The sequence below is a fragment of the Paenibacillus wuxiensis genome, assembly GCF_040195695.1.
Taxonomy (GTDB): domain Bacteria; phylum Bacillota; class Bacilli; order Paenibacillales; family Paenibacillaceae; genus Paenibacillus_B; species Paenibacillus_B suaedae.
On sequence record NZ_JBEFZI010000003.1, the window covers coordinates 338892 to 351795 of the forward strand.

At 49.0% G+C, this 12904-nt stretch carries 9 protein-coding genes; 2 read left to right on the forward strand and 7 right to left on the reverse strand.

Annotated features, from left to right (window positions below; translation table 11 throughout):
• Positions 1 to 23 precede the first annotated feature (23 nt).
• Together ABN764_RS07790 and ABN764_RS07795 are read left to right on the forward strand one after the other, a co-directional pair.
• Positions 24 to 566 carry a cob(I)yrinic acid a,c-diamide adenosyltransferase gene (locus ABN764_RS07790; protein ID WP_072729162.1) on the forward strand — a complete coding sequence of 181 codons (543 nt, stop codon included), beginning with the start codon at positions 24 to 26 and terminating at the stop codon, positions 564 to 566.
• Positions 567 to 878: 312 nt separating this feature from the next.
• Positions 879 to 2498, forward strand: a complete 1620-nt coding sequence (locus ABN764_RS07795; RefSeq protein ID WP_446671486.1) for a PTS sugar transporter — start codon at positions 879 to 881, stop codon at positions 2496 to 2498.
• A gap of 163 nt (positions 2499 to 2661) precedes the next feature.
• On the opposite strand, the gene ABN764_RS07800 is transcribed toward ABN764_RS07795, so the two are convergent.
• From ABN764_RS07800 to ABN764_RS07830, 7 genes are all read right to left on the reverse strand, one after another.
• Positions 2662 to 3888 carry a multidrug effflux MFS transporter gene (locus ABN764_RS07800; protein ID WP_446671487.1) on the reverse strand — a complete coding sequence of 409 codons (1227 nt, stop codon included), beginning with the start codon at positions 3886 to 3888 and terminating at the stop codon, positions 2662 to 2664.
• Between the two features lie 255 nt (positions 3889 to 4143).
• Positions 4144 to 5673: an alkyl hydroperoxide reductase subunit F gene (gene ahpF / locus ABN764_RS07805; protein ID WP_021257325.1), complete on the reverse strand. Its 1530-nt coding sequence runs from the start codon at positions 5671 to 5673 to the stop codon at positions 4144 to 4146.
• A gap of 14 nt (positions 5674 to 5687) precedes the next feature.
• Positions 5688 to 6251, reverse strand: coding sequence for an alkyl hydroperoxide reductase subunit C (gene ahpC / locus ABN764_RS07810; RefSeq protein WP_021257326.1), 564 nt, complete (start codon positions 6249 to 6251; stop codon positions 5688 to 5690).
• A 479-nt stretch (positions 6252 to 6730) separates the two neighbouring features.
• On the reverse strand, positions 6731 to 8494 hold the full coding sequence (gene cydC / locus ABN764_RS07815; protein WP_446671488.1) for a thiol reductant ABC exporter subunit CydC: 1764 nt from the start codon (positions 8492 to 8494) through the stop codon (positions 6731 to 6733).
• Positions 8491 to 10221: a thiol reductant ABC exporter subunit CydD gene (gene cydD / locus ABN764_RS07820; RefSeq protein WP_446671489.1), complete on the reverse strand. Its 1731-nt coding sequence runs from the start codon at positions 10219 to 10221 to the stop codon at positions 8491 to 8493. The genes cydC and cydD overlap by 4 nt, the downstream gene beginning before the upstream one ends.
• Positions 10221 to 11237, reverse strand: a complete 1017-nt coding sequence (gene cydB / locus ABN764_RS07825; RefSeq protein WP_072729168.1) for a cytochrome d ubiquinol oxidase subunit II — start codon at positions 11235 to 11237, stop codon at positions 10221 to 10223. Before cydB ends, cydD begins: the two co-directional genes overlap by 1 nt.
• Positions 11224 to 12627, reverse strand: a complete 1404-nt coding sequence (locus tag ABN764_RS07830) for a cytochrome ubiquinol oxidase subunit I (RefSeq protein WP_446671490.1) — start codon at positions 12625 to 12627, stop codon at positions 11224 to 11226. The genes cydB and ABN764_RS07830 overlap by 14 nt, the downstream gene beginning before the upstream one ends.
• Between the last annotated feature and the right edge of the window lie 277 nt (positions 12628 to 12904).

Genomic DNA, 12904 nt, shown 5'->3' on the forward strand with positions numbered 1-12904 from the left:
CTCATACAGGAGGGACAGCCAACATGGCGACACGAACCAGAGGAATGACGCTCGTATATACAGGTGATGGCAAAGGGAAGACGACAGCAGCAGTCGGGCTATGCGTCAGAGCGGTTGGACATGGCTTCAAGGTACTGATGCTCCAGTTCATCAAGAGTCCCAAGCGCTCTTACGGAGAACAGGCTTCGTTGGAGAAGCTGGGTGTTGAAGTAAGACAGCTGGGGATCGGATTTACTTGGCTGAAGACACCGGAGGAGCACCGTGAAGCATTCAAGCAGGCATGGGCGATTGCGAAGCAGGAAATCCAGTCTGGTGATTATGATCTCATCGTACTGGATGAATTGAACAACGCACTTGCAATTACAAGCTTCCCGATTGATGATGTTCTGCCAAGGGCTGAGATCATCGAAGTAATTAAGAATCGTCACGAGCATCTGAACATCGTGATAACAGGACGTTCAGCTTGTCCGGAAATCATGGAAATTGCAGATCTCGTATCGGAAATTCAGCCCGTGAAGCATTACTACGAAGAAGGCATTCCTGCCGTGCTGGGACTTGAATTTTAATTCATTCTATCTATCTCTCGATTATTCCCTTCATTAAGGCTGCATGTCCCTACGATCTCTACCTGGAGACAAGCAGCCTTATTCTATTACCTGCGTCCCTCTTAGCAAACCGCGGCAACACTCCGATGACCCTGACTTACTTTCCAACATTCCTCATTGCACAATTTGCCTATTTTTTTATTGAAATGAGGCTAATTATTCCTCTTTTTTCCATGCCATATAGATTGTTACTTCAACCATTTACCACTTTACTATAATATAGAAAAAAAAAGATGGAACAGCTTCTTTCCACCGCAGACAGGAGGATCGTTTATGGCAAAAACAATCGCAATCATCGGAAGCAGCGGAGGCAACCTATATAACTTAGGAGGCAAAGACCCTCTTAAACTGCTCCAAGAACTTGTCATCCAATTGGAGAGTGCTGGGATCGGCTGTGGAGCGATTCAGTTCGTTGGCGCAGACGCATCAATGGACAACGCCAAAGGCTCTACGCAGGCTGCCCTGTATGGCTGGGATGAGTCGCTCCAGACTCCGAAGCCACTTGCAGAAGGATCACTAGATGAGATCAATCAGGTTGCCACGCAATTGGATCAAGATATTGCGGCGCAAATTCGCCAGGGTCGTATTGGCGCACTCATTATGATGAGTGCAGATCCTACCCGCACCAACGCATATGCCGTGGAAGCAGCGATAGATATGAATCTGCCGATCACAGGAACTGGCGGCACGTCCATGGCTCTCACCAGTGCCAAGGGAGCGAATGTGCTGGCCGTGTCTGGCACGACCGGAACGACGAATCGTACAAGAGCAGTCACGTTCGTGACCACACTATGTCAGCATTGGGGATTGACCTATCGGCCAATTATCGGCGCAACTGCTGATGCCTCATCTGGCAGAACAGGAGAGGGCTCACCTTGGAGACGCATTAGCATACGCGGCATTATGCTCGCCTCTCTGCCCGGCTTTATTGCGATGGCACTGCTGCTTGCCTTAAGCAAAATCCCTGCTCTGGCCGGACTTAGCGAGATATTCGACATTATGATTAAAGCACTCCCTATCATTCTGGCAGCTATTGCAGCGAAGCAAATCTCGGATCTCGATGAGGTATCCATCGTCTCAGGTATCATCGCCGGAGTCATGTCCGTCGAGGGCGGCATTATTGGAGGAATCATTGGGGGGATTGGGGCTGGACTGCTCGGGCATGTTCTCTTTCGTAAATGTGTACAGTGGCGCTTCCCTGCTACAACTGTCAACATTGTCGCCGGCGGACTCTCCGGTTTAATTTCTGGGCTTATCGTCTATTTCATGGTTGCTCCGATCGCCCTTCAAGCCGGTGAAGGTATTCGCTGGCTGCTGGAAGCAGCTGTATCTACAAGCTCAATACTAGCCGGACTGCTCGCTGGACTGCTCATATGGCCTGCCATTCTAGGCGGTGTATATCATGCAGCCATCCTGCCCATTGTCCTGCTCGAAATGGAGCGGACCGGTAATAGCTTCCTTGGAGCCGTAGACATGGCTGGACTTGTCATGGTGTCTGCCGGTATCACGTTAGCGAATATAATTGCCCCTCGCGATAAGGGAGAAGCAGCCGTCGCCGTACCTGGCTTTCTGATTAATATCGGGTTCGGCACATTCGTAGAAGCAGCGTATCCGTTCATGTTCTCGAACAAATTCATCTTCGGCGGTGCTATCATATCCGCAGGACTGGGCGGCTTATTGGTCGGAATGTTCGAAGTACAAGGCACCGCATACGTTCCTTCGTTCATGGCGCCTCTGTTATCCAATAACATGACTGGATTCATCGTTGCGATGGTCGGGAGCCTCTTATCTGCCTTCATGATTACTTTGACCGTCAACCAACTGTCACGCAGATCCAAGCGGCTTGAGCATGTGACCAAGCAAGAGGTACATACCGACAATCTTGCCGGATAAGCCAAGCATTCATATCACAACCTTCAACCCATCATCAAACTAAAAAGCGCTGGAGACTTCGCGAACCATTCCGCTTGCTCCAGCGCTTCTGTATGTGGACATACATATAAATAAAAGTTACATGATATGAGTTCAACTGTGCACAAGATACAAGTCTATGACGTTACCGCTTGCGAATCATGAACAAGTAGCTCATTACCGCGCCAAGTCCGCAGCACGCAATAACAACACCCATCGGAACGGCTGTATGGCTGCCAGCAATGCCGACAAGCGGAGCAGCAAGCGAGCCTGCAATGAAGGACATCAAGCCCAGCATAGCCGATGCGCTGCCCGCTCTCTCCCCTTGGCTCTGCATCGCTAGAGAGAAGCCTGCCGTATTGACCACCCCTGTACTCGATACAACAATGAACAGGGCGATGACAACTGCAATTAACGGTGCCTGCAGCAGTATCGCAGCTAAGAGCAGCAGACCACCGCTAACGGTTTGAACAATTCCTGCAATGAAGAGCCGCTTCTCATGGAAGCGAGACGCCAAGCGGCCCGTAATTTGTGTCGCAATGATGAGCCCAAGGCCATTGAGTGCGAAAAACAGGCTGTATGCTTGCGGGGATGCGCCGTAAATTTCCTGCAGCACAAAGGGTGATCCCGATATATAACCGAACATCGCAGCGAAAACGAAGCCTTGTGTGCAGGCATATCCCATGAACTCACGATCAGATAGCAGTGTACGGAAGGTTGCCATCGTCGTGCGCAGACCGCCGGTAGAACGGCGCTCAGGCTGAAGTGTCTCCGGCAAACCGAACCATGCGGCGATCATCATAAGCAGACCGAGCAAGCCGAGCACGATAAACACCCCATGCCAAGTCGTAAACTGAAGCAACTGTCCGCCAGCAATCGGGGCTAATATCGGCGCCAACCCGTTAATAAGCATGAGCAGCGAGAAGAACTTCGTCAATTCACTGCCGGAATACATATCGCGCACCATGGCACGGGCAATGACAATGCCTCCAGACCCAGCCATGCCCTGAATGAAGCGGAGGGCAATCAGGCCCCCTATGGACGGAACAACAGCACATAGAAGAGAAGCTATCACGTAAATGGCGAGTGAGAGGATCAGCGGCTTCCGGCGCCCTCTTGCGTCACTGAGGGGTCCCAGCATCAACTGACCAAAAGCTAAGCCCATGAGACAGGCAGTTAAGCTCAATTGCGCGAAGGAAGTGCTCGTCTGCAAGTCACTCGCCAACATCGGCAAAGAAGGCAGATACATATCAATTGACAACGGACCAATCGCTGTCATCGATCCAAGAATAACGGCCATGGACAGCCTCTGCTTCCGAGTAGGTGCAGACATGGCTGAGGCCGTATTACTGTGTTGCACAGGTATACTCATAGATGGTTTTTCAATTCCTTTCTTCAATCGTAATCACGGCTGCAACCAACAATACAAGATGTGTCAATTTCAACCTACATACATGTAACCATTATAGTTACAACATTACAACGAATCAACCCTAAATCCTGTAAAGCTCTCTGTCCCGTATTGATAGGCAAATAACAACAGCCCCCACTTCATGTAAGAAATGAGGGCCGCCGCTCGCTTGACCTGCCACGAGGCAAGAAGCGTATCTATTCATGATGATATCAATTAATTGCGAATGAGATAATCGAATGCACCCAATGCTGCTGTAGCACCAGATCCCATCGAGATGATGATCTGCTTGTATGGGCTATTCGTACAATCGCCGGCTGCAAATACACCAGGTACGCTTGTTGCACCATGGCTGTCTACTACGATTTCACCCATGCGAGTGCGCTCAACGGTATCAGCTAACCAGTCTGTGTTCGGCACAAGACCGATTTGTACGAATACGCCTTGCAGCTCAACATGCTTCGTCTCACCTGTAGCGCGATCGATATAGGAAATGCCGTCAACCTTGTCTGTACCGGTAATTTCAGATGTTTGCACGTTCTTCAATACCGTTACATTCGGTAGGCTGTACAAGCGGTCTTGCAATACAGCGTCGGCTTTCAGTTCTGGAGCGAACTCAAGTACCGTCACATGTTTTACAATACCCGCAAGATCGATTGCTGCCTCTATGCCAGAGTTGCCGCCGCCAATGACTGCCACATCCTTGCCTGTGAACAGAGGTCCATCACAATGCGGGCAGTAAGCTACCCCTTTGTTCTTGAACTCTGCTTCACCAGGGACGCCTACGTTCCGCCAACGAGCACCTGTCGATACGATGACGGTCTTACTTTTCAGTACAGCACCGTTTTCGAGTTCAATTTCGATAAGGTCCTTCTTCTCCAAGCGTTTTGCACGCTGAAGCTTCATGACATCGATATTATACTCTTTCACTTGATTTTCAATATTCGCTACGAGCTGAGGACCTTCCGTGTATTTCACACTGATAAAATTCTCAATGCCGAGCGTATCGTTGACCTGACCACCGAAGCGCTCTGCAACGATACCTGTGCGGATCCCTTTGCGTGCTGCGTAAATCGCCGCACTTGCACCTGATGGTCCACCGCCAATAACAAGAACATCGAATGGCTCTTTATTATCGAACTCGGATGCATCTGGAGCAGTACCAAGCTTAGCCAGAATTTCTTCAACGGTCATACGTCCGCCGCCGAAGAATTCGCCGTTCAGGTATACGCTAGGCACAGACATAACGTCCTTGCTCTCTACCTCTTCCTTGAATACGGCACCATCAATCATCGTGTGCGAAATGCCAGGGTTGAGGATGCTCATCAAGTTCAGCGCCTGAACAACATCCGGACAGTTATGGCAGCTCAGGCTGATATAAGTTTCAAACTTATATTCGCCGCGAATGTTATTAATTTGATCAATCACACTCTGCTCTACCTTAGGAGCTCTACCGCTCACTTGCAGCAAAGCCAATACCAAAGAGGTAAACTCATGTCCGAGCGGAGTACCGGCAAAAGTAACGCCTGTATCTTCACCTACACGGTTCACACTAAAGCTAGGAGTGCGGGACAACTGTGTCTTCTCCACAGTAATCCGAGACGACATGCCAGCGAGTTCCTCCACCAAGGACAGCATCTCCGAAGACGCATCATCAGAGCCAGCGCTGACCTTGAGAACAATATCTCCCTCAAGAAGCTGGAGATATTGTTCTAGTTGTGCTTTGATATCTTGATCTAATGCCATTGTAAGGACACTCCTTAGATTTTACCCACGAGGTCAAGGCTTGGCTTCAATGTTTTGCCGCCTTCTTGCCATTTCGCTGGGCAAACTTCACCTGGATTGTTGCGAACATATTGTGCCGCTTTGATCTTGTTGATAAGAGCACTTGCATCACGACCGATGCCGCCAGCGTTGATTTCAGCTGCTTGAATGATTCCATCTGGGTCGATAATGAACGTACCGCGGTCTGCAAGACCTGCTTCTTCGATCAATACGTCGAAGTTGCGGGATACGATATGGGATGGGTCGCCGATCATAATATATTCAACTTTGCCGATAGCCTGGGAGCTTTCATGCCAAGCTTTGTGCGTGAAGTGTGTATCTGTGGATACGGAGTATACTTCAACACCCAATTTCTTCAGCTCTGCATATTGGTTTTGCAAGTCTTCAAGCTCAGTAGGGCAGACAAATGTGAAGTCAGCTGGATAGAAGCATACTACGCTCCATTTACCTTTGAAGTTCTCTTCTGTAACTTCGATGAATTGACCTTTTTGGAATGCATTTGCTTTGAATGGTAGTACTTCTTTTCCGATAAGTGACATAGTTACTATCTCCTCTACTTTGATTTATGGTTTATTTAGAGCATGTCGGTAACAACACACTCGGTAACACACTTTATAATAATTATTATTAACTAAACGATTCAATCTGTCAAGCTATTTTATAATAATTATAATATGAAAATGATATTCTTTCTCAATTAGGTCATAATTCAGACATACCTTCTTCATTATGCTGTTAAATAAGGCGAAGTATTCATTTCTCATTCTTAGGTGAATGCCGAGCTGCAGTTCAATGCTACTTATTTATTACCCTAATTGAACCGTTAGCAATCTCCTTCATTAGAAATTCGATTACCCTGTCCATCTTCCTTCCTGTTTACGAAAAACATCGGGAACGATAGCAAAGAAAGTACTCATATTGAAAAAATAGCACCAGAGTCTCACCCTGATGCTATCCTGACCTTTTCTATTTCTTCTATATAGAAGCATAAAAAACAAAACCTCAAACGCTATGAAGATTACAGTAACCCTTTGCCTGGGCGATCTAAATGATACAAGTTGCGGTAACGCGGATATTGCTCCATAAGCTCGGCATGCGTACCGCGCATTTCCACCTGACCATTTTCGATAAAGACGATCTCATCCATCTGTTCGACACCAACAAGATGGTGGGTAATCCAGATGAGCGATTTGCCCTTCATCGTCTCGAACATGGTCGCCAGCAGCTCCCGCTCCGTCTTCGGATCGAGACCAACTGTCGGCTCATCGAGGATGACGACTGGCGTATGCTGAAGCAGTACGCGCGCCAGCGCGATGCGCTGCCGTTCACCACCTGAGAAGCGCTGTCCGGTCTCCATCATCGCCGTATCATACCCTCTCGGAAGCGAAGCAATAAGTGTATCCAGCTTCACTTGTTCCGCTACCTGACGAATCTCTTCATCCGAGGCACTGCGCCGTCCTAGACGAATATTGTTCGCTACTGTCGTATCGAATAGATGTGGACGTTGATTTAGCACAGACAGAATCTCTGGGATATGCTCACCATACTCGTCAGCGCGAACATTATTGATCATGACGCTGCCAGACTCCGGCATAAGCGCACCTTGAATTAAGGTAGACAATGTGGACTTACCGGCACCGCTTCGTCCGATAAGCGCAATCTTCTTGCCTTGCGGCACATCAAGTGATACCCCATCAATCGTTAAGGATGCTGAGCCTGTATGACGGAAGCTGACTTGATCCAAACGGATATGGGCAGACTCACGCACTTGCTGCAGCAGCTCTGGCTTCACATTCGCTGCGCTGCCAGCAGTTTGCTCAACAGGCGCCTCTCCCATGCTCGACAGGCGTTCCAACGAATCTTCATACTGAGGAAGCTTCTCTACCGCTTCCGATACCGGCAGGAAAGCGTCCATCAACGGGAACACCACAAGACCGAACGCCGCAATCATGACGGCAGGCATATTCCCATCAGCCGCTTGGCCGCCGGCCCAGTACACCATCGTAATGACCGTCAAGCCGACGACAGATTGTGCGATTAGCGTTCTCCACCGCGCCCACATCCGTAAATCTCGGTCTATACGAGCCACTCGCGCCTCATCTGCTTCATAGGAGTCGACAAATTGAGAAGCGCGTCCGCTAATGACCCAGTCGCTCATACCAAGTACCGCATCCGTCAGCTTCCGATATAGCCCGCTGCGCTCCTGCTTCATTAGGCGGTGCTTCCGACGTGTGAACCATAGCGATATCCATGGCAGAATGAAGACGAGTACGGCAATATACAGTGCCATCAGCAGTGCGAACGGAAGATCGAACCAGCCGAGGGCTGCGATCCCTGCCGCATACATTACAATCGCGACAATGCTTGGAAAAATAGTACGTACATAGACATTTTGCAAATGTTCAATATCATCTGCCAGCACGCCCAGCACATCGCCTGTACGGAATCGGGAGCGAATAAACAAAGCTTGCGGCTCCAAAATCCGGTACAGACGAACGCGCATCTTCGATAAGATGCGAAGCACGGCATCATGGCCTACAAGCCGTTCTACATAATGCACGACGGCTCTGCCAATACCAAATGTGCGCACGAGAACAATCGGCACATACACCATGAGAATGTTCTCTGGACGCGCTGCGGATTTGGATATCAAGAATCCGGAGGTGAACATGAGCGCACTCGCGCACAGTACTGTCAGCATGCCGAGGAAAATAATGAGCGCGAAGCGACCGCAGTAGCGCCGCAAATAAGGACGCAGCCATTGATTCTGTTCACGTGTCACAATATCCCCTCCTGCTGCGAAATCAACATGCTGTAATACACGCCTTGGCGTTCAAGCAGCTCCTGGTGCGTACCTGCCTCTGCTATCCTTCCATGATCCATAACGATGATCCAATCCATATCTTCCATCCAATGCAGGCGATGCGTCGCAAGGAAGACCAGCTTGCCTTCGAACAGCGATAGCATCGTCTGCTTCAGCTCATATTCTGTCTCAATATCCAGATGTGCCGTAGGCTCATCCAGCATCATAATCGGTCTGTCGCTCAGGAATGCACGAGCAAGTGCTACACGCTGCTCCTGTCCGCCACTAAGAGAGCGGCCTCCATTGCCAGTAAGCTCATCCCGACCATTTGGCAGCTCAGCAGCCAATGTAGACAAGCCAGCTGCTGCAAGGGCGCGATCCACTTCTTCATCAGAAGCTTCAGGCGCATAGAATCGGATATTGTCCGCGAGCGATACGTTGAAAAGATACGGATGCTGCGGAATATAAGTCGTCAGCTGACGCCAAGCTTCCTCATCAAGCGATGACACGTCCGCGCCATTCAAGGTGAACTGTCCTGATGTCGGACGAAGGAAACCGCCAAGCACATCAATGAGCGTAGACTTGCCTGCCCCGCTCTCGCCGACAATGCCGACTTTCAGAAGCCCCGTCACCTCACATGTTACATCATCCAGTGAAGACGGTCCATCCGCTTCATGCTTCACACCTATGCCGGACAAGGCGATTGTGCTATCCTTCGTCCAAGCAAGAGAGGATGGAAGCTGTGAGGCACATTCCCCTACTTCAGTTTCATGTTTAATGATCGCATCAATTGCTTTCCCCGCTTCTTTCCCGTTCAATGTCGCGTGATAATCAGCGCCAACCATGCGAACAGGCAGGAAATACTCAGGGGCTAAAATCAGCACCGTAAGTCCCGTCACCAATGTCATTTCTCCATTAATAAGACGAAGACCCAGGCCGACTGCTACAGAGGCCACGGATAACATCGTAAAGAAGTCAAGGGCGAAGGAGGAGAGAAAAGCAACACGCAGCGTGCGCATTGTCGCAGAGCGGTACTTGTCACTCACTTGCCCAATCGTATCGCTGTGCTTGCGGCTCTGCCCCAAGAAGCGAAGCGTCTCCAAGCCCCGAAGCGCATCGACAAAGTGGTTCGATAAAATGCGGTATGACTCCCATTGTCGATCCATCTGCTTGCGCGCAGCAAGCCCAACGAGTATCAGAAATACAATCAAAATCGGCAGCGTCACAATCAAAATAATACCGGACGCCGTATCTAGCGTGAGTACATAGAGTAGGATGAGAATTGGCGTAATGCCCGTACCCATCATCCGAGGAAGAATCAGTTCCACGTACGTGCGGAACTGGGAGACCCCTTCAAGCACAAGAGTTACGAGATTACCCGTACCTTCTGACTTGGCAAAACGAGGTCCATACTGGAACAACTTATCCATCAACTGACGCCGCAAGTTTACCCCTGTCTTCTCGGCGAAGTTGTAGGCTACCTTCTGCATGAGCAAGGTCGTCACTTGACGGACGGTAAACGCAAGCAGGAACAGACCCATATTTGCGGTTTGTTCCTGCAACGGCGCGCCGGCAAACAGGGCGGAGATAACCTCCGCCAGCTTGATTGCCAGACCTATGATGGATAATGTTTGCACGAGAGTAAGGACGGCAATGATGAACATTGTCGACCTTGCTCCCTCATACTTGAGCAAATTTTTATCCATTAGTATTCTAAATGCTCCTTCTCATGAAGCCGTTTATGGAAGACGAAATAACTCCAAATTTGATATCCTAGCACGAACGGCAGTAAGGTTAAGGCCACGATCGTCATCACTTTCAATGAGTATTGCCCGGAAGCTGCGTTATGAATCGTTAAGTCGAATGCCTTATCAATCGAACTGATCATAACACGCGGGAATAACCCGATAAAGACAGACGCGATCGATAGAATGATAACTCCGCCCGTCATGCCGAATGCCCAGCCATCGCGCTTCTTCGCCATGAAGTAGCCAGCGAGCACATAAACAACAACCCCAACTACAGCAACAGCTGTTAAGATCCCACCGCGAACCTCAAATACATCCGTCTTGAAGTATGTCATAGCACCGAAAGCAACAAACAATACCGCCAAAGGCACTAGCAGCATCTTCGCTTGCTTACGTGCACGTTCCTGCAAGGAACCAATTGTGCGCAGCGTTGTGAACATCAAGCCATGCACGAGGCACAGTACCGTAACGGTTACCCCGCCAAGCAATGTATACACATTCACCATATCGAACAGTCCAGCCTTCATTTCCATCTGGCCGTCAATTGGCAAGCCTTGAATCAGCCCTGCGAATACAACCCCGCACAGGAATGGAGGAAGCAGACTTCCTAAGAAAATCGCCCAATCCCAAGACTTCTTCCAGCGTTCTGTCTCTTTCTTGCCGCGGAATTCGAATGCGACACCGCGTCCAATCAATGCAAGCAGCAAAACGACAAATGGCGTGTAATATCCGCTAAACAGCGTAGCATACCAGTTCGGGAACGCAGCGAACATCGCCCCGCCAGCCGTAAGCAGCCATACTTCATTGGCATCCCAGAACGGACCGATCGAGTTGATTAATACGCGTTTCTCCCCGTCTGTACGAGCCAAGAACTTCGTCGACATGCCGACACCGAAGTCGAAGCCTTCCAAGAAGAAGAATCCGACAAATAACACTCCAACTAGTAGAAACCACAATTCATTAAGAGATAACATGTTGTCCCTCCTGATCAAACGGGTCATTCGAATGTTCTGCCTTCAACACTTCATTCGGACCCTTTTTGATGACACGAACGAACAAATACACAAGCACGATAGCAAGTACGGTGTAAATTGTCGAGAATGCGATAAGCGAGAATAGCACTTGACCGCCCGACACGCTCGGCGAAATACTGTCTTCTGTCCGCATGAGACCGAATACTGTCCATGGCTGACGACCAATTTCCGTCATAATCCAACCTGCTGTATTCGCAATGAACGGCAATGAGATTGCATAGAGCATGAAACGCATAAACCACTTATTCGGATTGCCCAGCTTCTTGCGTGCTGCCAAGAACCAGCCATACATGCCAAGCAGAATCATAAATGTTCCGGCAAGAACCATGATGCGGAAGCTCCAGAATGTTGTCTTCACCGGCGGAATGTAATCGCCTGGGCCATACAGTTGTTCATATTCCGCTTGCAATTCCTTCATCCCGCGGACTTCGCCGGAGAACTTACTATAAGATAGGAAGCTAAGCAAGTATGGAACTTTGAATTCCATGCTGTTCTCTTGCTTGTCTGTATTGATTGCTGCAAATACCGTCCACGGCGCAGGGTCGCCACTTGTTTCCCACAAGCCTTCACTTGCCGCCATCTTCATTGGTTGGGTATGCATCAAATATTGTGCCTGCTGGTGACCGAAAACCGCAACCAGAATGGAAGAGACCGTAGCTACGATAACACCAATTTTGAACGATTTTTGGAAGAAAGAAACGTCCTGCTTCTTCAGCAGTTTATAAGCACTCACCCCAGTGATGAGGAACGCTCCTGTTGCAAATGCACCGAAAATCGTATGCGGGAATTCAACAAGCAGCTGACCATTTGTCAGCAGCGCGAAGAAATCGTTCATTTCCGCACGGCCATTGTTAATCTCGAATCCGACCGGACGCTGCATGAAGGAGTTCGCCGCCAAGATCCACAAGGCGGACAACGTTGTACCGATGGCTACAAGCCAAATGCACAAGCAGTGCACCTTCTTCGATAAGCGATCCCATCCAAATATCCATAATCCGATAAACGTTGATTCCATAAAAAATGCCAGCAATGCTTCAATCGCAAGCGGCGCACCGAACACGTCCCCAACAAAGCGAGAATAGTTCGACCAGTTCATCCCGAACTGGAATTCCTGAATAATACCTGTGACAACCCCGACACCGAAGTTAATGAGGAACAGCTTCCCCCAGAACTTCGTCATCTTCTTGTACTCTTCATTTGCCTTGACGACATACATCGTCTCCATCATTGCAATGAGCAATGCTAGACCAATCGATACCGGTACGAAGAAGAAGTGAAAAATCGTCGTCGATGCAAACTGAATGCGCGATAATAAGATCGTATCCCACATATCGTTGTCCTTCCACCTTTCTATTTATACTCTCATTCCTATGCTGAATAGGCTGTAATGCCTGCGTCGAACACGGGATCAATGACGTTGATTACATGTTCCAGTTGTATTCTGTCAGATACAGAAACGCTGCAATGTGATATTAATCACAATTTTAAAGCAATTACTTGATCAAAATAAGAACATTGTGTCAAATTTCACAAATATGTCGAAAAAAAGTGAAAAAAAGAAGAAAAAAGACATTGTGCCTTCTTTCCTCTTTACAAGCAGCCCGCAA